The sequence below is a fragment of the Colwellia sp. MB02u-14 genome (genome assembly GCF_014076915.1).
GTDB lineage: Bacteria > Pseudomonadota > Gammaproteobacteria > Enterobacterales > Alteromonadaceae > Colwellia_A.
The window spans coordinates 93,078-117,804 of the sequence record NZ_JACGUX010000001.1; the positions used below are offsets into that span (position 1 = coordinate 93,078).

15 protein-coding genes, 1 tRNA gene and 1 pseudogene are annotated in these 24,727 nt (G+C 38.3%); 2 read left to right on the forward strand and 15 right to left on the reverse strand.

Annotated elements, in window-relative coordinates; genetic code table 11:
* Positions 1-140: 140 nt before the first annotated feature.
* A pseudogene (locus H4J52_RS00385) lies at positions 141-411 on the forward strand (GFA family protein).
* Positions 412-497: 86 nt separating this feature from the next.
* Here H4J52_RS00385 and H4J52_RS00390 read toward each other — a convergent pair.
* The 9 genes from H4J52_RS00390 to H4J52_RS00430 all read right to left on the reverse strand — a co-directional run bounded on the left by H4J52_RS00390 (position 498) and on the right by H4J52_RS00430 (position 15,448).
* On the reverse strand, positions 498-1,241 hold the full coding sequence (locus H4J52_RS00390) for a S9 family peptidase (RefSeq protein ID WP_182224066.1): 744 nt from the start codon (positions 1,239-1,241) through the stop codon (positions 498-500).
* Between the two features lie 51 nt (positions 1,242-1,292).
* Positions 1,293-1,925 (reverse strand): NTP transferase domain-containing protein, encoded by a 633-nt coding sequence (locus tag H4J52_RS00395; protein WP_182224067.1) that lies wholly within the window; start codon positions 1,923-1,925, stop codon positions 1,293-1,295.
* The gene (locus H4J52_RS00400; RefSeq protein WP_182224068.1) at positions 1,918-2,991 is read right to left on the reverse strand and encodes an XdhC family protein; all 1,074 of its coding nucleotides are present in this window, start codon (positions 2,989-2,991) and stop codon (positions 1,918-1,920) included. The genes H4J52_RS00395 and H4J52_RS00400 overlap by 8 nt, the downstream gene beginning before the upstream one ends.
* Positions 2,992-3,081: 90 nt before the next feature.
* Positions 3,082-5,259, reverse strand: coding sequence for a xanthine dehydrogenase family protein molybdopterin-binding subunit (locus H4J52_RS00405; protein WP_182224069.1), 2,178 nt, complete (start codon positions 5,257-5,259; stop codon positions 3,082-3,084).
* Between the two features lies 1 nt (position 5,260).
* On the reverse strand, positions 5,261-5,728 hold the full coding sequence (locus tag H4J52_RS00410) for a (2Fe-2S)-binding protein (protein WP_182180424.1): 468 nt from the start codon (positions 5,726-5,728) through the stop codon (positions 5,261-5,263).
* Between the two features lie 201 nt (positions 5,729-5,929).
* Positions 5,930-6,985 carry a GGDEF domain-containing protein gene (locus H4J52_RS00415; protein WP_259367796.1) on the reverse strand — a complete coding sequence of 352 codons (1,056 nt, stop codon included), beginning with the start codon at positions 6,983-6,985 and terminating at the stop codon, positions 5,930-5,932.
* A 424-nt stretch (positions 6,986-7,409) separates the two neighbouring features.
* Positions 7,410-10,487, reverse strand: coding sequence for a diguanylate cyclase (locus H4J52_RS00420; RefSeq protein ID WP_182224070.1), 3,078 nt, complete (start codon positions 10,485-10,487; stop codon positions 7,410-7,412).
* Between the two features lie 160 nt (positions 10,488-10,647).
* Complete coding sequence (locus tag H4J52_RS00425; protein ID WP_182224071.1) at positions 10,648-12,657, reverse strand: tetratricopeptide repeat-containing sulfotransferase family protein; 2,010 nt, start codon at positions 12,655-12,657, stop codon at positions 10,648-10,650.
* 130 nt (positions 12,658-12,787) lie between these two features.
* A complete protein-coding gene (locus tag H4J52_RS00430) occupies positions 12,788-15,448 on the reverse strand; it encodes a TonB-dependent receptor (protein WP_182180428.1) in 2,661 nt (886 codons plus the stop codon).
* Positions 15,449-15,704: 256 nt separating this feature from the next.
* On the opposite strand from H4J52_RS00430, the gene H4J52_RS00435 reads away from it, so the two are divergent.
* Complete coding sequence (locus H4J52_RS00435; RefSeq protein WP_182224072.1) at positions 15,705-17,660, forward strand: choline BCCT transporter BetT; 1,956 nt, start codon at positions 15,705-15,707, stop codon at positions 17,658-17,660.
* Positions 17,661-17,692: 32 nt separating this feature from the next.
* Here H4J52_RS00435 and H4J52_RS00440 read toward each other — a convergent pair whose 3' ends face one another.
* From H4J52_RS00440 to H4J52_RS00465, 6 genes are all read right to left on the reverse strand, one after another.
* Positions 17,693-18,196 (reverse strand): MarR family winged helix-turn-helix transcriptional regulator, encoded by a 504-nt coding sequence (locus H4J52_RS00440; RefSeq protein WP_182180432.1) that lies wholly within the window; start codon positions 18,194-18,196, stop codon positions 17,693-17,695.
* Between the two features lie 783 nt (positions 18,197-18,979).
* Positions 18,980-20,176, reverse strand: a complete 1,197-nt coding sequence (locus H4J52_RS00445) for an ABC transporter permease (protein ID WP_182180434.1) — start codon at positions 20,174-20,176, stop codon at positions 18,980-18,982.
* Positions 20,177-21,382 carry an ABC transporter permease gene (locus tag H4J52_RS00450; RefSeq protein ID WP_182180436.1) on the reverse strand — a complete coding sequence of 402 codons (1,206 nt, stop codon included), beginning with the start codon at positions 21,380-21,382 and terminating at the stop codon, positions 20,177-20,179.
* Positions 21,369-22,100, reverse strand: coding sequence for an ABC transporter ATP-binding protein (locus H4J52_RS00455; protein WP_182180438.1), 732 nt, complete (start codon positions 22,098-22,100; stop codon positions 21,369-21,371). The genes H4J52_RS00450 and H4J52_RS00455 overlap by 14 nt, the downstream gene beginning before the upstream one ends.
* Positions 22,093-23,229, reverse strand: a complete 1,137-nt coding sequence (locus H4J52_RS00460; RefSeq protein ID WP_220461052.1) for an efflux RND transporter periplasmic adaptor subunit — start codon at positions 23,227-23,229, stop codon at positions 22,093-22,095. Before H4J52_RS00460 ends, H4J52_RS00455 begins: the two co-directional genes overlap by 8 nt.
* A 1,392-nt stretch (positions 23,230-24,621) precedes the next feature.
* Positions 24,622-24,697: transfer RNA gene (locus H4J52_RS00465), tRNA-His, on the reverse strand.
* Positions 24,698-24,727 lie beyond the last annotated feature (30 nt).

Below are 24,727 nucleotides of genomic sequence, written 5' to 3' on the forward strand. Positions count from 1 at the left end.
TATTAACGACGCTTACCTATATTGCTTGTCACTTTTTTCTCAATGATAATGGTCATAATTTAATGGCTGAAATTTATCAAAATTTCCAAGCGTTAGGACAGTTTTTTGCGCTAAAAATAAACAACGGAGTCGTCAATTATATCCATTTGGGGCCGTGTTTATCTGGGGCGGTAAGCATTAAAATTATGGGTGAAATAAGTGATATTATTTACTGCCATTGTTCATTGTGTCGAAAAAATAGTGGTGCGGCTTATGCTACCAATGGTTTTATCAAGACCCAACAAGGCTGCGACTTCGTTTAGGTATTCTAGATTCTGATATTTCAGCAAGGCCTTATTCCATAACGTTATTACTTCAAAAGCAAACTGGGAAGACCTTGATGTAAAACTCCCTAGGTATGATGATTTTTAGCCTAACCATCAATAAAGTCGCCTATCGACATGTGCAAATAAGCAAGCCTACAGTGAACAGATTTAAATGGTTTAGTGCTTATTGAGCTACTTGACTAAGTGGCTATCTAACCAGCTCACCATATAACCGGCTAGTTCGGTATCACTGTCAAGTAATGGGTAACCATGAGCAGTGCCTTTGTAAGCAATAAACTTACTACCCATATTTGTCGAAGCACTAAATAGTTTTTGCGCACTCTCATAAGTACCGGTATCTTTTTCCGAGGCAATAATAAGCGTCGGTTTGTTAGCTAAAGTTTTTGTATAACGAGCTATGTTATCTTCGGATTGGCCTGATGAGAAAAATCCCATTACACTTATGGGATTTTTTTCCGCTAAAGTAATGGCTTGATAACCCCCGCAACTTGCGCCAACAACACCGACTATGCCTTTGTCTGACATGTTATTTTTTAAATAGTTATAAGCGAGCTGAACATCGCTAGGCCAAAGGGTTGAAAGTTTCTGCCAAGCGGCACTTTGCTTATCGCTCGGTAGTGCACGTACCTTTTCGAAATTAAATTCACCCTTAGCGCTTTCACCATATCCCCTGAAATCTAGACTTAAAGCATGAATACCTTTATCGGCTAATTGCTGCCCTATGTCGTTATACATGGTTCTGTTGTAATTACATTGATGTAGTAACAATACCGCGCGATCACTTGTTTGATTACTTTGGTAGTAACTCGCTTTTAATTCAAAACCTTGGTCGGTTGTTAAAGTAAGATCATTGGCCTGACTGGATGCGGTAAGTGTTAATAACGCAGCGGATATTATTTTTATAAAAGCGTGCATAAATTGTCCTGTTAGTGTGGTTAACGACTTATTTTTTAAATAGTAGGGTGTTTATTTATCATTATGCCAGTTGTCGAGATCTTGCCGCGTGTCTATATCTTTTTCGGCATGAGGAATACTGACTGTTTTCAGGTTTTCTTTATTTTTGTGGAGAAGAGGCTTAGCACCTTTATCACCTTTTAAATGGGTTAATTCAGGGAAATAAGCTGAGGTGAAAATAGCGGGAGGCATTAACTCTTGCCCTGCTTTTGCGCAAACTAATTTAGTTGGTGAAACTACAGACTCTTCAATTAAAGCGATATAGTTGTCGACACTTAAGGCGACTTGATCAGCAAGTGCGATCATTATATGGCTCGTACTTTGATCATCATTGAGGATGTGCCGAACAGACTGTGCAATAGTATGCCCTAAGCCCAAGTGAGCATCTTCGCAATAATCTAAGACATCGGGATCATTAAACAAAGCGCTTAACTGTGAGTGATAAAGGCCTGTTGCAACACGAATGTTTTTCTGACTTATATTCAGTGTATTAAGCGCCCCAGATATCTGATGTAAAGCATGCTCGATTAACGTGATAGAGGTATCTTGCTGTTGTATTTTTGCTAATAACTTGATGCCATTAAATCGCTGGCTTTTCCCCGCCGCTAGCAGAATGATTTTTAAATTATATTCTGGGTTATTCATCGTGACTTTTTTCTAGGGGGTTGTGCTCTAGTACCTTTTTTTCTAGTACATCGCTAATTGATTGGGCGCTTTTACTGAATAGACTGGCATGGCACTCAGCAAGTATCGAAAGTGCAATACTCTCTGGCAAAGTTCCACCGATCTCAAGACCGGCAGGCCCAGCGAAGTTAAATGATAAAGACTGCTCGTTAATTTCTGCTTGAGTGATAACTTGTTTTTTTCTATTATCAGGGCCTAGTAAAGCTAAATATTGAATAGTGGTTTTTGCTAAAGCTTTTAACGCTTGTGCGTCAATCGAGATATTATGGCTCATCAATATTGCAGCATTAACACCTTTTTCTGCAACAAAAGTGGCAAGGACATTAGCCTCGCCTTTTATAATATGATCTACATTGGAAAAGTACTCTTTGCGAGCATTGGCAGGGCGTGGATCCCACAATGACACTTTCCAACCTAATTGTTCAGCCATATTTACTAGAGGACGTGCATCAATACCTCCACCGACAACAAGCAGGTGAGGCTCTGGTACAATCGGCGTTGCTAACCAGTCAGTATCAACATTATTATGACTTAATGGTGAGGGAATGAGTGAAGCTTTTTCAGCAATATCGCTAACAGCCGAAGCTTCAAAATATGCTTGAGCATCATTCTCTTTACTGACAATGCTTTGATAAAAATAGCCTGAAATACGATGCTGAAGCGCCTCGTATGCTTGAGTTAATGACAAGTAGTTATTATGAACACTTATCTGCTGCAACATAATATAAATAGTGCCGCCGCAGCCAATGCCGAGATGAAATGATAAATCATCTTCATCTGAACCATCGTAACAAACTAGCATTGGTTTACCTGATTGCATTACCTTTCGTGCATTTACGCCAATGTCTGACTCTAAACATCCGCCACTTAGCATACCTAACTGATGACCTTGACTACTAAACAACATCATAGCGCCTGGTTTTCGATAGCAAGGACCTTCAGTTTGGTAAATGGTCGCTAGCACCCAATCAGCGTTATCACGGTTTGGGTACCATTGTGCCAATATGTGCGACAAATGATTGCTCATAGGGAAATTCTCCCAATGAGCAATGTATGCTGCTGATCAATACGATTACAACAACCTAGCGTTATTAAAACTACAGCTTTCATTGATGCTTTACACTGACATGGGTTTAAAAGGTAAATCTCTATAGCGCTTACCTGAAGCGGCAAACACGGCATTACTTAGTGCTGGCGCAAAAGGAGCGACACCTGGTTCGCCTAATCCTGTTGGACTTTCATCTGAGTCAGGCATATGAACGCGAACATTTGGCATGTCGGTAATACGCATAACTGGATAGTCATGAAAATTAGAGTTAACAACTGCGCCACCTCTAAAGGTGATTTCAGTACTTAATGCTAACGACATGCCCATTACAACCGCACCTTCCATTTGTGCTGTCGCGCCATCAAGGTTAAGGACTTGCCCACAATCTATGGCGCAGTCTACATTCAATACTTTAATATCGTCTCCGTTAACTTCAACATGCACAGCCATAGCCACAAAGCTTTGAAAGCTATAATGTACAGCTAAACCAATACCTTGTCCTTCGGGTAATTTATCACGATTTTTCCAACCTGACTTATCAGCAGCAATGGCCAAAATATCTTTTGCTCGTTTGACTTGTGCTGTTTGTTCTTTGTTCTTATTGTTGTCAAGCAGTTGATTAACAAAAGATAACGAATCTTTACCAGCTTTATAAGCCAGTTCATCGGCAAAAGTGCTAAAAGCAAAACCATAGAAAATAGCGTAAACCGCACGATACCAACCAATACGTGTGTGTGCTTTCGCATCGCCAGACTCAACGCGGCAGTTTTCGACACCAAATAAATGATTGGTAATATCATCCAAACTATTCGCCGGTGTTCTAACGAGAGAGGGATCAAATAACGTTGATATTGAAGGGAACGCCGCACGGTGCAACCAGCCAGTAACGTTTCCATTTTCGTCCATTGAAGCTTCGATGTGTTGAGCATTGATAGAGTGATAATAACCAGTACGCATATCTTCTTCACGTGTCCAGGTTAGTTGAATAGGGCTGCCCGTTTTTTGTGAAATAACCGCGGCTTCATGTACATAATCACACTTAAACTTACGGCCAAAAGCGCCACCTGCCATTGCCACATGAACAATGATATCTTTTGGATCGCGTTCGAGGTATTGCCCTAAAACTTTTTGAATATCTGCCGGACTTTGTGTTGATGCCCACACTTCACACGAATCTTTTTGTACCCATACAACACTGGCATTAGGCTCCATCGGTGCATGTGAAAGGTGGCCACCGGTATAAGTTGCTGACATTTTATGTTTTGCTGTACTAAATGCTTTTTCAATATCGCCACGTTCTGACGCTAAGGTTGCGGGTTTTTCAACATTTTTGACAAGTTGCTGCTTATATTCTTTAGTATCATAAATAGCATTTTCGCCTAAACTCCATTCTATTTTTAACTGCTTTACCGCTTGTTGTGCTGTCCAGCTATTATCAGCAACTACCGCGACACCACCAATGGAGCCAAAGGGGATAGCAAAACGTGGAATTTCGACAACGTCACTAACACCTTTCATTTTAAGTGCCGCTGTTTTATCTAGACTTTTTAGCGCACCGCCTAAAACAGGACAATGAATAATAGCAGCATATTTTAAGCCAGGTAGTTTAGTGTCGACACCATAAATACGCTTGCCAACAACCACCTCATCTTGATCATGTCGAGAGAGTGCTGTGCCAATATATTTAAAGTCAGCTTTCTTTTTCAGCGTAGGCTTTTCAGGAACAGGCATATTAGCAGCAATGCTCGCTAATTCACCGTAACCTAATTTTTGTTGGTTGGTTTTATTGATAACAAAATGTGCTTGTGCAAAACAATTATCAGGGGAAGTTTTCCACACTTTTGCCGCAGCGGCTATTAACATCGCTTTTGCTGTAGCGCCTGCCTCACGCATAGGCTGGAACATTACGCGAATACTTGCTGATCCCCCTGTGGCTTGAGGGCCATACTTTTCGTCGGCGTCGCCTTGCTTAACCGTAACACGCTGCCAGTCGGCTTCCATTTCATCAGCTACGGCAGAAGGCAAAGCCGTGCTTATGCCTTGTCCCATTTCACATCGTCCACAATAGATAACAGTATCGCCGTTATCAGCAATCTGAATAAAAGCGTTAATCTCTTCAGCACTCTCTTTCATAATGCCTTTTTCGGCTAAAGCATTCATGGGTAAAGCTACGCTGATCACTAATCCACTGGTCGCTAGACCGGCAGTTTTCAAAAAATCACGACGACTTACATTGGAAATAGTCATACTAAACCTCCTTACTTAATGTGTCAGCGGCTTCAACAATGGCTTTTTTAATACGTTGATAAGTGCCACAACGACAGATATTACCTTGCATTGCCGTATCAATTTCTTCACTGCTTGGCGCTGCGTTAACCGATAATAAGCTCGCTGCATTCATTATTTGGCCGGCCTGGCAATATCCACATTGGGGAACATTGTTATTTAACCAAGCTCTTTGTAGCGGATGATCGCCTTTTTCAGATAGCCCTTCAATAGTGGTTATTTTTTTGCCAACTAATGTACTAACGGGAGTAATGCATGAACGAATGGCTTGTCCGTTAACATGAACCGTACAAGCGCCACACAAGCCACTACCACAGCCAAATTTGGTACCCGTGAGCTCTAGTTGGTCACGAAGAAACCAAAGCAATGGCATGTTGCCATCTACATCAATTGCATGTTTTTTTCCGTTGATAATTATTGACTGTGTCATAAGTACTATCCTATTTTTGTGTGATTATAGATTAGCCTTATATTTTGTATTACACAAAAGTAAAAACGGTAAACAATCAAATATTTACGACCAAAGGTAGGTTGTTCTAAATAAAAAGGTAAAAAAGTTTTAATTTGGGCTTATGTGTAACTATGTCTTTCTCACATGAGAAAATTGTAGGGTCGCTAAAAGGCTTGAGGATTAAAACTTTGGAAAAATTTGATTTCTACCTAAGTTTTTTGCTTGATAGAGATACTTGTCAGCATTGTTGATGACTTCATCAATGGTTTGATTATCCTTGAATTGCTCTATTCCCATACTGACTTTGACATTGATTTTGTTATTTTTATAACTGACCAAATGGCTCTGTAATTTTTCTTGGATTTTTTCTGCAAAAATGTTGGCATTTTTGGCTTCAGTTTGAGGGAGAATAAATAAAAACTCTTCACCACCCCAGCGCGCCACACAATCTTGCTCTCTGATGCTACCAGTGAATATTTCTCCAAGCTCTATTAATACGGCATCACCAGCATTGTGACCGAATTGGTCATTCACTTTCTTAAAATAATCAACATCACATAATATTATAGACAATGGCTCTTTAGTACGCATGATGCGCGCTTGTTCTCGTTTGAGAATAGAAAGTGCATCACGACGATTAGCTAACTGAGTCAAAGAGTCTAAATGTGCGAGTTTTTGATATTTTTCGCTTAGCTCTAATGCTTGTTTATAAGAATTTTCTCTAGAATGTTCATACAAAGCAGAAAGAAAAGTCACGGTTAAAAAAGAGTATAATAAACGTAATTTAAATTCAGTACTATAGACAGCATGGGCGATTAAATCTGCGGGTATAAGCATAATAATACTGGTAATAGCGACAAAAAATGCAATATCAATGAGACCACGTTTTAACCCATGAACGAATACTGAGACAGGTGCAACGATAAATACCCATAAAGGTCCTGTACTTTCAACACCACCGGTGTATACAAGATAAAACATTAATATATAGAGTGAATAGAGAACAATTGCGGAACTTAATCTTAAATTATTAAATTTTTTATAGGCATAATAACCGATAAAATAAATAAAACTTGCGAAAAATAAAGAGATGGCTAAAGCAAAACTTTTGTTAAATAAGCCAATAAAGCCCATGATGGCGGTAATAGACATACCCACCAATGCAAATAATGAAATAACAGTCGGTTGTTCGAATTTCTTATTATTAACACGACTTATTTTAGATTGCTCTCGCAAAGATTTTCCTTATTTTACTGATTCAATAAAGGGATATTCACAAACTTATCCTAACAGTTAAAAGATGAGATGAGAACACTCAATTTTTCACTTGTTAATCTTTAAAATTATATAACCATCTCATTTTATTGGTACATAATAAAACAGCTGAAGTTACAAATAAATTAAATAAAATCAATCTGTTAAAAAGTGAGGGCGATGGCTGTCACTTATAGTTAACTGTTGATTAACAACAAGAGGGTGTTAGGCCTTATTTTATTGAAAAGGATTACTGAATCACAGAGAGCATTTTTCATAAGTAACTTAGAATTTTATTGATTTATTTCATCAAGCTGCAGCGAAGATCGCCGTTGAGCTTACTCTTTTTATTGATATATCGACGAATGCAACGGGGTGATACTGTGAAATCACAAGAATAAACACCTTAGGTGCCTCGTGTTACCCTATTTCTGCCCTTATGCTTACCAAGATATAATGCATTGTCTGCACTTAATACCATTGAATCCACCGATGTTTTTTGTCCAGATGGAATAGTTACTACCCCTAATGTTAAGGTAATAAAGGCACTCGTTTCAGATTTCTCATGAGGGATTTTCATACTTTCTATGGCCAAGCATAAGCGTTCAGCAACGAGAGTTGATTGTTCTATTGAGGTATTAGGCAAGATAATTGCAAACTCTTCACCACCGTAACGACAATTAGCCCCTGTCATGGTAGCTATGCTGTTATAAATACATTGAGCCACTTGTTTAAGGCAGCTATCACCTTGTTGATGTCCATACAAATCGTTAAATAGTTTAAAGTGGTCAACATCGCCAAAAATAAGAGATAACGGTTGATTTTCACGCTCATTCTGATTGACCTCATCAGTTAATCTTTTATCAAAGTAACGACGATTATATAGCCCTGTTAATCCATCTTGGTAGGTTAGTATTTGTAATTTTTTATTAGCGTCAATTAAATCTTTAGCTTGTGTGTTTAATGATGCAGTTTTCTGTGCAACTTGCTGTTCAAGCGTAGAGACGAATTTTTTTTGCTGGATTATTTCTGTCTGTTGTAAACGGGTTCTAAAATAAATAGCGGTGAACACAACAAGTGCAGCGATTAATAAATACAGACTATAGGCCCACCAGGTTTTCCAAGGAGGAGGGGAAATATATAAGTTAATTGACAGGAATTTTTCACCCCACTTACCACTACTATTTGTCGCTTTTACTAAAAATTTATATGAACCACCATCTAAATTAGTAAAAGAAGCTATATTTCGATTTCCAATATCAATCCAATTATCATCATACCCTTCTAGCTTATAAGCATACTTATTCTTGTTCGGCGCAATGAAGTCTAATACTGAGAATTCAAAAGAAAAAAAGTAATCTAGATAAGACATTTCAATATCAGTGACATAGGGATAAGGTTTTTTCAGTTTGACTGACTGACCCATCTTATTAAAACCCGTTAGAACAACTGTAAATTCATTGTTGTTTACTTCCATAGTTGAGGTGTTAAAGAATTCAATACCTCGCTGGCTACTAGTAAAAAGTGTGTCATTTCGACATTTTACTAAGCTATTGGGGTAATAATTCATGCCAAGCAAACCATCGTAACTGTCAAAATTAGTAACATCTCCCAGCAGTGGATTTAACCTGGAGATCCCCTTATTTGTTGTCAGCCATAGCTGACCGTTTTTATCATCTTCAATGGCACGGATTAACGAAGTGGGTAAGCCATTTTTCCTACTAAAATGTTTAAACGTTTTTGTATCAGGCAAATATAAATTAAGGCCTTTATGAGTGGCAATCCAAATTTTACCATTCCTGTCTTGATGTACATCCTGAACGATATTTCCTAATAAGCTGTCGGCTTTATTCTTATTACTTTGAAATGAAATAAAGTGTTGATTTGCTTCGTCCCAAAGATTTACACCATTGCCTGTACCCACCCACATATTTTGTTGATTATCTTTAAATATTTCTAATACTTCTGGATGAGATAGTCCTGAGGAACTATCTATGTGTGTAAATTTTTTGGTCGAAGGATTGTAGCGATATACACCATTTTTATAAGTACCAATCCAAAGTGAACCAAATTGGTCCATATTAAGTGCTCGTAACTCCCTAAACTCTTTATAGTTTGGGTCTGATTTAGGGTATGTTATTAGCTCAACTTCCTTAGTGATTAAGTTAAATTTAGCTAAGCCTCCATCCTGTGCAACCCATAAAATATTATGCTCATCAGAAAATATAGTCGGTTTTTCTAATAACCTGTTTGTCCCGTAGCCATTTTGGTCATTAAAAATGGTGTCAGACAAGCGGACTAATTTTTGTGATGAAACTTGCCATTTATATATTTGTGAAGATGAAGAAATAATTAATAAATCCCCGTTATCATCGACACTTATACCATTAGGCGCTGTAAGTTCAGGGTTATTAATCGACTTAAATTTGCGATGTTGTATTATCTTATATATGCCGTGATTTTCGCTAGTAACCCATAGCGTTCTTGAGCTATCTTCGAACACAATTCTCAAGCCATTGTTATATTCAAGGTTAAGCTTTTCTATTTGAAGGTTTACGTTTGATTGACGAAATAAGCCTTTACTGGAGACAAACCAAAGATAACCTTCTTGATCTTCAATCATAGAATTCACTTGGCCTAGATATTTATCATCAAGGGTTTTTATTGGCATAAAAACACCACTTTGTTGATCAAAAATAAAGGGGCCTTGCTGTGTGCCAACATAAAGTTTATTTTTAGACGTTTTTAAAATACTTCTTATTTCGTTTGCACCTGTAGGCGTTTTGTTTTTTGGTGCAGGGAAAAAGTGGCTAAAAGTTCGCTTTTTTTTGTCATACAAGTTTAATCCAAAGCTTGTTGCAACCCAAAGACTGTTACTATTATTATCTTCAATGTCCCAAATTCTATTATGAGATAAACTCGATGCAACCCCATCAATTTTTTTTATTTGCTCAAAGCGGTTATTGCCAATATATCGATTTAAACCACTGTCATAAGAGCCTAACCAAACCGTACCTTTTTGGTCATGAAATAAAGATTGTATCCGGTTCGATGAAATAGAGTCAGTGCGGAGAGGGTCATGAATAAAATGTTGAAATACGCCCATCTCTGGATTATAAAGGTTAACGCCTCCTCCCCAAGTGCCTACCCATATTTTTCCATTGTGGTCTAGCATAAGATTGCCAGCGTCGTTATGTGACAAACCACTTGAACTCATACTGTTAAATTCAAAGAGAGTTACTTTTCTGCCGTCATAACACATAACACCATTTTCGGCGGTGCCAAACCACAGTAAACCTTGATTGTCTTGAATAATAGAATATATTTCAGATGAAAAAAAACCATCTTCCTCTGTTAACATTTCTACAGAGTACTCATTAAGCAGTTCTTTTGGGCGCTCGTTGCTGTAAACGGGAATAATAATGCTGACACACAAGAGCAAAAAACAGGTTAGGCGATTAAAAAACAATAAACTATAGCTCATACACGTTAGCGTTATTCCAACTTAGGGTCGTGACAAAATAGCAATATTATTATGTTAGTTTATTTAACCGACTATATCTATACTCACTGATTCCACAATGAATGTTAAAGCAAGTAGATACAGACTTCGCTAAAAGGTAACGACTTTATGAACCATCAGTTTAGTTAATGTTTAACACTTTTTTTAATGGGCCTAGGTAGGGCTCAAAGTGTCGCCATTGTTCGGTAGCGCTTTTATAGATAGGTTGGCGAACTTGCTCAGAACTTGGGGTTTTAATGGTGCGCTTGGTTTTATGAAAATCAATACAAGACTGTTCAAAGGGTAAGCCACAAAAATCAAGTATCCTTCTGACCTGCTTTTCTAAGTCATCAACCACATCTTCATGATTAACGGTTAATACGAAGTCAGGTAACACCTGGTCCCAATGGGCCATTAATTTTAAATAAGCTTGGTAATAACGTCCAATGTCTTCAAGGTTGTAACTAAAATCTTGCCCTTCGGCAAATAATTGCTTAAACCCACTAAAACAACAAGCCATTGGCTGACGTCTGGCATCAATGACTTTTGCGTTTGGCAGTATTAATTTAATCAAACCTATGTGTAAAAAGTTGTTAGGCATTTTGTCAATAAAAAGTGGTGCTTGTTCACGGTATACACGTGTTTCATCGATAAACTGTTGCCCAAAGCGCTTGAAATAATCTGAGTTTATTTCAGCTAAATTTTTGGGGTATTGGCTTTCTTTATGACTTTCCTGATCATTTTTATTATTCTCGCGCCCGCGTAACCTCGACGCTAAGCCTAAAATGTTGTGCAGTTCCATCGTGCCATCAACTTGACTGTGTGAAGCCAGTATTTGTTCAAGCAGGGTTGAGCCTGCACGGGGCAAACCAACAATAAAAATAGGGTCAGGTGTTTTTAGCCCTAAATTACCCCGATTTTCAAATAATTCGGTTGTGCAGTATTTTAGTTGTTCAGCGACTTGCTGTTCTATTTTGCTGATGTCAAAGCCATTGCTAGCATGCTGTAATTCGTTACCTTGCTGATAAGCTTCAAAGGCTTGTTGATAGTCTTCTCTATCTTCAAAGGCTTTACCCGTAGCAAAGTGTAGTTGCACTTTATCGGTTATCGCCAAATTTTCATCCGTGCGCTGGTGTTGCATTTTGGTAATTTCTTCATCACTAAAGCGATAGGTTTTCGTATTGGCTAAACTCCAAAATGCATCACCGTAGCTGGGGTTTAATTGATAAGCTTTTTGGTAAGCAGCGACCGCTTTTTTGATATCGCCCTGTGCTTTAAGCGCATGGCCAAGTTGTAAATAGAAACCAGGAACTTTATCATTCTGTGCGATGGCTTGATCAAATAAAGTAATGGCTTGTTCTATTTTTCCTAAGCCCATTAAGATGTTGGCCTTGGCAACTTTATAACTAAGATTCTCAGATTGTTCAACGAGTAACGTTTCAACCTGTTGTTCTGCGGCTTTATATTTACCTAAACGGATAAGAAGGTTGAGATATTGAGAACGAGCATGAATATGATTAGGAGCTAACTCAAGTGCGCTCGCCAGTAGAAACTCTGCATCGTCATAAACTTTTAGTTCCATACCTATTTCAGCAAGTAGGCACATGCCATCGACGTGACGTTTATTATTTTGTAAAAAATGTCGACAAATTTGCTCAGCTTTTAATAATTTTCCTTCATACATTAACTCTGTAACTGCCAGTAAAGCCGGTGGGAGTTTTTTCAACCTTTCGAGATGGTTAGCTGCCTTTTGCACTTGTTCTTGTTGGCTGTCTTGTCGGTAAAGTTGAATCAACTCATGCCAGCTTCCCACTAAACTTGGATTAAGTTGCACGGCTTTTTCAAAGGATAATTTAGCTTGCTTAACCTTGTTTAAGGCTAAATGCGTATAACCTTGTTCTTGATTTGCTCGGCTGTGCAGGGCATCAAGTTTAAGTAACGCGTTAATACTGGTGAGTGCTTGGGTAAACTCTTTGCTATAGCGCTGGGCAATAGCCATTAAATACCATAATTCAATGTGGTCTTGCTGTTCGGTGACTTGTTGTTGCAGTGTTTTACCTTGTGCGATTGCTTCATTAAATTTTGCCGTTTGGATCAAGTGTTGAATCGACTTTAATTGTGTTTCAATTGGGGTAAGGGGTGTGTTGTTCAACGATTTTGCTCCAAGGCAGTTTAACAAGTGATCTTGCTCTGATGAGATACTCTATCAATAAAAAGCCGCTTGATACAAAGTTCAAGCGGCTTTATTTAGTTTTTAGTTAAAAGTTAATTAACATTAACGCTTAATAAAAATCATATGAGAATCTAAAGCCAATGGTACGAGGTCTGTTAGAAACAACTTTTGGCGTATATTGTTGAGTATCAACGTATAGAATGGCACTTTTATCGGTTAAATTATCGATAAACAATTCCGCTTTCCATTCGTCGTTAGTCACACCAAAGCTTAAGTTGGCTAAAATGTAACTATCTTGGATGTAACGACCACCCGCAAAGGTTTCTCCGTTACTACTTTGATAGTTAACACCTTTATAAACATCAGCTTCTTTTTGAATACTTAAACCTGAGCCTGTGCCATAAATTAAATTAGTCGCATCTTCGACCATATAAGCGTCCATTGCCATACCCGCAAGTCTTTCGCCGGTATAACTAATTGAACCGTTAATATAACCCGTTAGATCACCAGAGATATTATAGTAATATTGTGCTTGTAGGTTACCTGAAAATTTAGCTGAATAAGGTAATCTACTACCCACACTTGGTGCAATACCATCAAGTACGTCATTAACTGATGTTAATTCAGTATCAATTAAGCTGAACGCGCCAGAGATAACTAAGTTGTCAGTCACTACCCAACTAAAATCACCATCAATACCTTTAATTTCAGCATCACCCACGTTATCAGTAAATACTAAGAAGCTGATATTGGTTGGGTCATAGCGCGAGGTTTGTAGATCAGATATTTTTGAATAATAAGCTGTCGCATTAAAACGCAATGATTGGTCAAACAAGGTAGATTTAAAACCAACTTCAACGTTATCTAAACTATCTGTCGTTGAGTATACGGGGATGCGGAAACCTTCAAAAGCGCCTTCTTGGTTAGCTGCAGCACCACCACCTACACGGTTAGTCACCGGCGGTCTAAAACCTTCTGAATAGGAAGCAAAGACCATTACATCGTCCGTTACTTTCCAATCAACAGAAGCTTTGATAATGGTATCATCAACGGTTAGCGTACCGTCACTATCAAGTAAGCTAGTGTCTAACTGACCACTGGCAATAGCCGCTTGGATTGCGGTTGCTTCTTCTGCGCTAAAAAACTCGTTTAAGGCAGCATCACTACCATCACCGAAGGCTTGCAATCGACCACTAACATCGTCACCAGTAGTCGCTCCTTTGTAAATATCATCAATTTGATACCAACGCGCACCAAAACTCGCGGTAACGGTGTCGGTTATGTCATAAGCAAACTGACCAAATACTGCGACTTGATCTATCGTGTGGGTAACATCATTAACAAAGCTGACTTCAGCAGGGAAAGGTCCGCCATTACTATTAATGCCGTCAGTACCTGCAAGCGCTCGCTTTTCTTGTAAATCTGGAAAAAGTTCGGTATTGGCTATTTTAAATTGACCTACTGATGATACTTCTTGCGTGTCATAAAAAACACCAGCGGTTACACGCCAGGCATTATCAGCCGGAGTATTGAATCGAAGTTCGTGGGTGGTACGAGAGGTGTCGGTTTGTTCTTTGTAATACTTAGTGGGGTCAAGACACTCTTGTGCTTCAGGTACGCTTGCATAGTTACAAACATAATAAGCAGAGAATTGACCACCATTGGTATAACCGGTGTAATCAATCGTTGAATTAATGTCTCTGTCTAAGTAACCACCAGTATAGACAATATCAAGTTGCTCAAGGCGTCCTTCTAATGTCCACGTAGTTAAACCAAAATCATCATTGTTATTTTCGGGTACAAAGCGGTTTGTTGATGTCTGGCCTTCAAGGTTTGGATCATAAGAAAACACACCTTCAGTATCAAGCGACTGTTGAGTATGCTGAACTAGAAGGTTCCATTCGTCATTAATCAAGTAAGAGACACCAAAACGTGCACCCGCATAGTTGGCGGTATTAAAGTTGTCTTCGACTAAAGCATCGTTTTGTGGCGCGGTTACAGGCGTATTCTCAGGATCTGCTAATTTAGCAAAATTAGCAGAAATTCTATCAATAACTACCGCACTACCGTTATAACCCCCTTGACCGGGAACATTGCGTATATTATCTATCCAACCGCCTTGGAAGTCATTATAAGTGGCAACACGTACCGCAAGAGAGTCAGTTAAAGACATATTAAAATAAGCTTCAACAGAATTACTTAAATCACCACCTTTAGTTGAGCTTAGGCTGGTATCAAAACCGGCAGAAAAACCATCGTGGGTTGGCTTTTTAGTGATTAAACGCACAGTACCTGATTGAGAGCTGGCACCAAAAAGCGTACCTTGTGGCCCAGGCAAAACTTCTATACGTTCAACATCGGTCGCGTAAACATCTAAATTACGACCTTGCATTGATACCGGCTGTTCATCTAAATAAAAAGCAACAGAGGGCTGTAAAGCTTGCACTGACGAAACAGAGATATTGGTTTGCGCAGTAGCTGCACCGCGAATATATATTTCATTTTGTCCAGGGCCAGTGCCCTGAAAAACAACATTGGGTAGAAATTCTACATACTCATCAAAATTTGACACACCAAGTTTCTCTAAACTATCACCGGTTAATGCGGTGACGGTAACGGGAACATCTTGAATGGATTCAGTGCGTTTAGTTGCAGTAACTTCAATGACTTCAATCTTTGCTTTTGCTTTTTCTTTTACTTCTTCGGCATAGAGAGAGCCTGATGCTGCTATGGCCGTTAAGACCGCATAATGCAACTTAGTGAATTTCATATTGATTATCCCTTAGTAGGTTAATTATGTTTTGAGTTGATATTATTAGAGTTCGAACTAAATTTATTCTCGCCTAGCTTAACAAAAAATAGGACTTATAGATAATTTTTACAACTCTTTATATATTAGTTGATGTATTTGTGCTTCTAATAGGGTACTTATTCATCTTAAAATTTTCTTGCGCTGTACACTGAATTGTTTACAGCATGGCTTAAGTCGATATAATATCAATACTAATTAAAATCAGGGGAAGAGTTTGCCTACAACCGTTAAGAGTCAATTGAACAAAAAGGTATTTGGCAGTGCCTCCGCTATTATTATTGCCTTGTTACTTTATACCGCTGCGCTACCTGAACAGGCGCAGAGTTTATTTACACTTATTCAAACATCTATCATTGAAAACGGTAGTTGGTTTTATGTACTAACCGTTGCATTCATCTTCTTTTTTGTTATCTTTTTAGGCGTATCTCGTTATGGAGACATTCGTTTAGGCCCAGATCACTCAACGCCAGATTACTCCTTAGTTTCTTGGCTTTCGATGCTCTTTGCTGCAGGAATGGGCATTGGTTTGATGTTTTTTGGTGTTGCCGAACCCTTAATGCACTATTTGTCACCACCGACAGCAGAAACAGGTACGGTTGCAGCCGTGCAAGAAGCAATGAAGATGACATTTTTTCATTGGGGACTTCATGCTTGGGCTATTTATGCCATTGTCGCCTTAGTATTAGCCTATTTTAGTTATCGTCATAATTTACCATTAACGTTACGCTCTGCACTATATCCTTTGATTGGTGATAAAATTTATAAATGGCCAGGACATCTAGTCGACATTTTTGCGGTGGTGAGTACTGTCTTTGGTGTTGCTACTTCGCTGGGCTTAGGCGCCTCACAAGTGAATGCTGGTTTTGGTTATTTGTTTGGTATTGAGGTCACAGTTACCAATCAAATAATCATTATGTTCGGTATTACTTCACTAGCGGTTATATCGGTTGCAACGGGATTAGATAAGGGCATTAAAATACTCTCTGAAACCAACATGGTTTTAGCTATAATACTGTTATTGTTGATTTTTGTGCTCGGTCCAACGGTGTTTTTATTACAAGCTTACTTACAAAATATTGGTGATTATTTAGCGGATATTGTGCATAACACCTTTAATTTATTCGCTTATAAAAAGACCGACTGGATCGGTGGTTGGACGATATTCTACTGGGGCTGGTGGCTGGCGTGGGCACCTTTTGTTGGTTTGTTTATTGCCAGAATTTCTCGTGGACGTACGATCAGAGAATTTATTATCGGCGTTATGCTAATACCAACCGTATTCACATTATTTTGGATGACTATTTTTGGTAATAGTGCCATTGATTTAGTTTATAACCAAGGAATCGTTGGGTTAGGTGAAATGGTCAGTAAAGACTCATCAATCGCACTTTTTGTTTTTCTTGAAAACTTCCCACTATCTTCAGTACTTTCATTTTTTAGTGTGCTGATGATTATAATATTTTTTGTCACCTCTTGTGATTCTGGGGCTATGGTGGTTGATATGCTTTGCTCGCATGGCAAGAATGATACACCGTTGTGGCAACGTGTTTATTGGGCGGTTGGTATTGGTATAGTGGCGGCTATATTGCTGTTGGCAGGGGGACTTAATGCCCTTCAAACTATGACTATTGCTAGTGCATTGCCCTTTACTCTCGTATTATTACTCGCCATTGCTGGTTTGATTAAATCGTTAAGAGTCGAGGCTTTTAAACAGGATAGTCAGTTAATAACAGGGCTCCCCCATTCGAGTAATGACAATAGTGATAGTTGGCAAATACGACTAAAGAATGTTGTTGATTTCCCTAATAAAACTAATGTCAGTAAGTTTGTTAAGCAGACAGTAGTGCCAGCATTTGATTCTGTCGCTAAAGAGCTGCAGGCAAATCAAATCAATGTTGAGATTTCACATGACAATGGATTAACGTTAATTGTGGACCATGGCGAAGCACAAGAGTTTGTATATCGGGTGTTAGCTCGTAAGTACTCTCAACCTGACTATGTTATTGAAGCTAATGAAGCTGAAGATGATCAAAGTTACTATCGTGCTGAAGTTCATTTGGGCGAAGGCGGGCAAGACTATGACATCATGGGCTGGTCGAAAACGGCAGTGATCAATAATATTATTGATCAATACCACAAGCATTTACATTTCTTACATTTACTACGCTAATAGAATACAGCTCGGGTTAAACCGGGCTGTAATTACTTATTAGGTGTGTCAGCTTTATGAATACTGCTGGCGCTCATCGCATTAAGTTCTAATAGTGGAGCAGCATCTATTTCATTTGCATCCATCATACCGGCCAATCGCTCCATAGATGAAAGTAACTGTGATTGCTCCCATTGCGCCAAATTAGCAAAGTTTTCAATGAAATGCTCTTGCAAAGCTTGTGGTGCATTGAGTAAAAGTGCTTTACCATCCTCGGTTAAATATAAACTGACTTTACGCTTGTCTTGGGTACTACGTACTCTTGAAACTAAGCCTTTATTCTCTAGCCTATCCAAAATATTAGTCACGGTAGCGGCACTTAAATTGACATTTTTAGCGACTTGACTTGAATTGATACCAGACGTTTTATCAATTTCTAGCATAATTAGTAATTGGGGGGTCGTTAAGCCTGAAGTCTTATTCAGTTGTTTTGAATGTAAACCTATTGCCCGTATAACTTTCCTTAAGGCAATTAATAATTGTTGATGTTTTTCCATTACAGTGTGCTTCTTACTTTAATTACTGTTAGTTTAATCAAAAAAATCAGCAACACCTAGATAAATTACCTAAATAGGCGTTATTAGATGGTTTTAAAGAAAAACTTAGAAAAGACCTACAACTAAACTGACTTGAAGCCATGATGAGTAAAAATGACATCACGAGTGGTGATGCTTAAGTATTTATGTGTTGTTTGTGAAATAAATAAATAGCCTGCCTAAAGTTAGATCTCATACCCATTTTTATGTGGCTTAGTGAGTTTTCACATGAAATTATTTAGGCATTTTGTTTATATAATCGATTAAATCAGGGTAATTAAAGCCCCGAATTAGCACTATACCTATATCTAGAATTTCGACTATTGAATCATTACGTGTTTCTGCTTTCGTCATTAATGCATATTGAACAGCCATTAACTGGGTGACTGACAAATCATATGAACGTGAATCTGTCCATTGGACAGCGCCGTAAGTAATCCAAGGTTTTTTTGATTATTCTAGTGTTATAATAATGCCAAATTAGAACGACAACTAACCGTAATATTACGCTAGATACGCTTTCCTCAAGAAACAGTATCTGTCATGACCACTGTTTGGGTGATAGCGTTTTTACCTCATTAAAAATGAATAGACCTTCGAGGTTTAGATGTTAACTTTTACGATAGGGGGGGACTAGTTGAAGTGCTTTTTCTGTTGTCATTAGTTACATATATAAATAGAACAAAGCATTGCTTTAAATAAATTCTATTATCAAAAATATCGCATAAAGCATGGCCCAAAAGGTTATTGTGTTCTTAATGCTTCTATCGGGGTAAGCTTCGCTGCTTGTACTGCTGGGTATATACCAGACAACAAGCCAATAATACCGGAAAAAATTAACGTTAAGAGAAAAACGGCAAAATTAACTTCAACCGGCACATCAACTAAAATAAACGTCGCAATAAGTAATAAAACCATCACCACTAAATAACCAATTAATCCACTTACAACAGCAAGTACGACAGCTTCCATTAAAAATAATTGCCGAACAAGTGTTGTAGAAAACCCAACCGCTCTTAACAAGCCTATTTCACTGGCTCTCTCATTTACCGTTATAGACATAATTGTCGCTATTCCTACCGCACCAACGAGTAATGAAATTAAACCCAGCGAGGAGCCTGCAATTTTGATGATAGATAAAATATCATCAAGACTTGAGATCATGTCGTCTTGGGTGACGATGGTAAAGTCTTCTCGGCCGTGAATTCGGGTCAAATGTTGTTTTACTTTATTCGCTACGATGTTAGAAGACATATTTTCACGGTAGAAAATATCAATTTCCATCAAACTGTCACGGTTAAATAGCTGCATCGCACTCGCTGTCGGAATATAAACCATTTCATCTAGGCTCTGACCGACAAACTGGCCTTTTTCGTTAAGTACGCCAACTATTCGAAATCGCCTGCCGCCAATATGAATAAATTGACCAACCGCGTTTGATTGTCCAAACAGTGCATGTTTTATCAAGGATCCTAATACCGCTAATTGACGAGGGCGATTAATATCATCTTCAGGTAAAAAACTACCGCCGGCTAAACTAAGTCGCCAAGCATCAGCAGCCATATGGTTAACGCCAACGACATCGGTATGCCTTGATCTTCCTTGTGCTTTAACCTTTGAAGTTCCGGCAATAACGGGAACCGTAAAAACAACTTCAGGTAATGCTTGCAAATGGACGCTATCAGACAAACTTAGTGGACGAACTGTTTTTAATAGACCACCAAGACCAAATGTTTGTGCTTTCCCCGGAGAAACCGCAATAATATTACTGCCGAACTGGGTAAATTCTTTCAAAATATATTGTCGTAAACTTTCCCCTATTGTATTCATTAAAACAACGGCAGCAATACCGGTAGCAAAACCTACAACGGTTAGCCAAGTTCTTTTTCGTTGGGAATATAATGATGTTTTGACCCAATTAAGCTTATCAATAAACTGCATTTAATTCCCCCGCATTGCACTAACAGGATCTTGGCTTGCCGCTTTTGCCGCAGGTAGCCAAGTAAAAAGTAAACCGATAATGAATGACATTAGCCCGCTAGCTAGTGCTGCCCACCATGGAATGATTAAAACAAAACTTGCAATAAACTGATTAAATAAAGCGGTTAAGGTGTAACCAGCCGTGAGTCCTAAACAGACACCTAAACAAATTAATAAAGCAGATTCAGTTAAAAAAATAATGCGTACTTCATTCGCTGTTGCCCCTATGGCTTTTAATAAGCCAATTTCTTGCTGTCTTTTACTCACTGAAATATAGCTAACGTTCATGATCAAAAATCCCGCTACCACCAAACTAATACTGGCGATTACGCCAATGGCGATGGTAAGAAAATTCGATATTTTATCGAAGGAAGACATCATTGCATTTTGACTAATAATGGTAATGTCTTCTTCATCATCATGGCGTTTTTTAATTAGAGATAAGATACGTTGCTGAGTTACCAGCTCGTCTTGTAGCGGTTTTAATCCAACTAAGATACGAAACAAAGCAGGAGAGTTAAATAGTGATTCTGCACTACGTATCGGAATAATGACCATATCACTCATATCTAGCCCAAGAGATTCGCCACGCTTTTCTAATATCCCGACAACTCTATATCGCCGGTCAGCAATTTTTAACCATTGGCCCATCGCTTTATCACGACCAAATAAGTCGTCTTTTAATTGAGCACCGATAATACAAATTGATTCGGCCAAATCAGCAGACTTTTGGCTAAAACCTCGACCATGAGAGAGTGTTAAATTTCGTACATGAAGAAAACCTTGAGTAGAGCCTATGGTGATCACTTCACGGCTTTTATTTTTATGGCTTACTAAAGCTGTACCTAAAATAACGGGGGCAACGGACTTTACACTGGATAAATGCTTAATCGCTTGGGCGTCTTGAATGGTTAAATCACGAGGTGTGGTGCTATAAAAAGGGATTGATCCACCCGAGGTTTCTTTTTTTCCGGGCAATATAATTAAGACGTCACTACCTAAAGAGGCAAATTCTTTACTGACATAATGACGAGCACCTTCACCAACACTGGTTAATAACAATACTGAGCAAACGCCAATTGCAACAGCAAAAGACAATAGTGCGGTTCTAGCCTTATGCCGCAACAATACTTGAGCACTAAAACGCCAGCTATCACGCCACTTCATTTTTTGTGCCTTTTTCATGGCAAGTGCTGGTGTCAGAGACAATGACACCATCAACCATTTTTAATTGTCTGTTGGCTCTTGCCCCAAGTTCATGGTCATGGGTAACCATGATTAATGTGATACCTTGTAGGTTAAGCTTTTCAAGAACATGAACAACTTCTTTACCTGATTTTTGGTCTAAATTTCCAGTGGGTTCATCAGCTAATAGTATCTTTGGTGACATCACCATAGCTCTTGCTATAGCCACGCGTTGTAATTGACCGCCGGAGAGTTGTTTCGGTAAATGCTGTAAACGGTCGGCTAAACCTAAACTTTCAAACAATTTGGTGACTATTTTACTTCTTTTACTTCCATCTATTCCCGCTAATACTAGGGGTAATTCGGCATTTTCTAATGCAGTTAAACGGGAAATAAGTTGAAAGTTTTGAAAAATAAAACCGAGTGAATTTCGTCTTAATTTAGCTCTTTGTTCTTCAGTTAATGAAGAGGTTTCGGTATGTTCTAGCACAAGGCTGCCATTATCGACACGATCAAGTAAGCCAATCATATTTAATAAAGTTGATTTACCTGAGCCTGACGGCCCCATAATTGAAATGTATTCGCCCGCCTCGATGGAGAGATTAATATCATTTAATACATGTAATGGCTTTTCACCGACGATGTAGGTTTTATCAATATGGCTGAGTGTTATTTGCTTGGTCGTGGCTAACTTAGTCATTATTAACATCCATAATAACTAAAACATCAGGCTTTATCGCACTATTGCTAGAGGTTGACACAAGATTGTCTTTGTCTGATATACCTGAGATCACCTCGGTTTTCTGCCAGTTACTTAGCCCTAACTTTATAACTTTTTTTTCTATTCGATTACCTTTATTGACAATAAAAACGAACTGATTATCCACAATAATATCAGTGGGGATATAAAGCACATTTTTGTGCTTTTCTAATACTATTTCTATATCAGCACTGTAACCAGTGAGTAGTCTAGGTAAAACTTGTTTGTTAAAAGCAACATCGACATCAACAGTTCTTGCTTGCTTGGCAAAATCTTGCACATAGGGTGCTACACGTTTAACAGTTCCGAGAATTTTTTGTTCTCGAAAAGCATCTAAACGAATAACAACGGGATCGCCTATTTGAATATCAGCAGCATCAACCTCATCAATGGGAGCAGTAATGTAATGGCATTGATGCGTTAGTAAGTCTATTGCTGGTGGCATAGGAATGCCCGGTGGTGACGGCGTAGAATATTCACCAATTTCCCCCGTTATTTCAGCAACAATGCCGTCAAAAGGAGCAAATAATTTAGTTTGCTCGAAACTCGCTTGGGTTGTTTTTAATACCGCTTTTGCAACATCAATTTGTGCATTAGCGGCAGCACATGAAGCGTTAGATACTTCTGATTTAGCCAAAGCATTATCTAAGTTTTCTTGTGAGGCGAGTTTATTTGAAACAAGATTTTTAGTACGGGCTAATATTATGGTGTCATTTTTTGCATTTATACAGACACTATTTTTAGTGTGTCTTTGAGAAATAACTAAGGCTTTAGCTTCATAAATTCGAGATTGGCGATCAGCATTCCATAAGCTCATTAAAATCTGCCCTTGGTTAACTAATTCACCTTCTTTGACATCAATACTTGAAATGGTGCCACCAATAGGAAACGACATTTTTGCGCGTTGGCACGATGATACGGTGCCTGCGCGAGTATTGGCAACAATACTTTCAACATCGCCATAACTTGCCTGTATTACCGTCACATTCATTGGTTTTTCTTGTCCAAACCAAAAATATCCGCCAACAACAAGGCCAATAAGTAATGTCCATTTAATATATTTAGCCATCATTAATTTCAAAAAAAGGTCGGTATTTTGATAATAAATGACTAATAACGCCACTGATATGATCTAACGCAGGAAAAGGTGGGATAAATTATATTAATACTTTGATCTTTTTAGAGGTAATTCCCCCCATTGATATCATGACAATAGTTACAGAATTTTTGGATAGTTATTTCCTCATTATATTTTCAATACTCAGTTACTTTTATTGTCAGAGCTGATATTTGTCAAGGCTGATATTTTAGCAGGGGTTATATTGTTCTAAAACTCATTACATAAACAATAATTGATCATGAAATCACAACTAATATGCTTATTAAATTATGCTGTTCTTGGTGGAGAAATTAGATTTTAAGAGAACTAAAACATTGTTGCACAGTAATCTTTAATTAAATATCAATTGTTTAGTTTGATGTAGGTTTATATGAAGTTTTGATTTTTAGGATAAAAGAACTATCAAGTTATTAACGATTTTAAATGAAAGTTGGATTTATAATACTTAACAATAAATTTAGGCGTTTTGTCGTAATTCTTATACGTAGTTAAATGTCATTAATTTAAGTCAAATACTCTAATCAAGCACAGTTAATTAGTTCTGGTCGATGTTGAACATGTGGGCTATAAGTTGGATAGTCGTGTAGTGAATTAGACCTAATTAGCTTAGCTAATATCAACGTGACGTTCACAGAATATGCACAGGAGCATTCATTAGAAAGTGCTAATTATAGTAGGTGATTGCCCAGAGGCTTTGAATATAAAGGGGAAGAATGGGGTGGTTAAAGGGGCTTGCACCCACGGTAAGCGAAAGTGGGATCACTGATGGATGTGTGTTGTATTTGAGATAAACTTATAAAGAATGGGGTGGTTAAAGGGACTTGCACCCACGGTAAGCGAAAATAGAATCACTGATGGTTTTATTTAATATGTTATAGGTGTGTTTATAAAGAATGGGGTGGTTAAAGGGGCTTGCACCACGGTAAGCGAAAATAGAATCACTGATGGTTTTATTTAATATGTTATAGGTGTGTTTATAAAGAATGGGGTGGTTAAAGGGGCTTGCACCACGGTAAGCGAAAGTGGGATCACTGATGGATGTGTGTTGTATTTGAGATAAACTTATAAAGAATGGGGTGGTTAAAGGGACTTGCACCCACGGTAAGCGAAAGTGGGATCACTGATGGATGTGTGTTCTCTTTGAGATAAACTTATAAAGAATGGGGTGGCTAAAGGGACTTGAATCCACGGTAAGCGAAAGTGGGATCACTGATGGATGTGTGTTGTATTTGAGATAAACTTATAAAGAATGGGGTGGTTAAAGGGACTTGAATCCACGGTAAGCGAAAATAGAATCACTGATGGTTTTATTTAATATGTTATAGGTGTGTTTATAAAGAATGGGGTGGCTAAAGGGACTTGAACCCTCGACAACCGGAATCACAATCCGGGGCTCTACCAACTGAGCTATAGCCACCACTGATATTACTTGAAGCGCCCAGTGATA

Coding starts and splice junctions, on each gene's coding strand:
- H4J52_RS00390 (WP_182224066.1), bottom strand. CDS start 1,241: ATGCACGCTTTTATAAAAATAATATCCGCTGCGTTATTAACACTTACC.
- H4J52_RS00395 (WP_182224067.1), bottom strand. CDS start 1,925: ATGAATAACCCAGAATATAATTTAAAAATCATTCTGCTAGCGGCGGGG.
- H4J52_RS00400 (WP_182224068.1), bottom strand. CDS start 2,991: ATGAGCAATCATTTGTCGCACATATTGGCACAATGGTACCCAAACCGT.
- H4J52_RS00405 (WP_182224069.1), bottom strand. CDS start 5,259: ATGACTATTTCCAATGTAAGTCGTCGTGATTTTTTGAAAACTGCCGGT.
- H4J52_RS00410 (WP_182180424.1), bottom strand. CDS start 5,728: ATGACACAGTCAATAATTATCAACGGAAAAAAACATGCAATTGATGTA.
- H4J52_RS00420 (WP_182224070.1), bottom strand. CDS start 10,487: ATGAGCTATAGTTTATTGTTTTTTAATCGCCTAACCTGTTTTTTGCTC.
- H4J52_RS00430 (WP_182180428.1), bottom strand. CDS start 15,448: ATGAAATTCACTAAGTTGCATTATGCGGTCTTAACGGCCATAGCAGCA.
- H4J52_RS00440 (WP_182180432.1), bottom strand. CDS start 18,196: ATGGAAAAACATCAACAATTATTAATTGCCTTAAGGAAAGTTATACGG.
- H4J52_RS00445 (WP_182180434.1), bottom strand. CDS start 20,176: ATGCAGTTTATTGATAAGCTTAATTGGGTCAAAACATCATTATATTCC.
- H4J52_RS00450 (WP_182180436.1), bottom strand. CDS start 21,382: ATGAAGTGGCGTGATAGCTGGCGTTTTAGTGCTCAAGTATTGTTGCGG.
- H4J52_RS00455 (WP_182180438.1), bottom strand. CDS start 22,100: ATGACTAAGTTAGCCACGACCAAGCAAATAACACTCAGCCATATTGAT.
- H4J52_RS00460 (WP_220461052.1), bottom strand. CDS start 23,229: ATGGCTAAATATATTAAATGGACATTACTTATTGGCCTTGTTGTTGGC.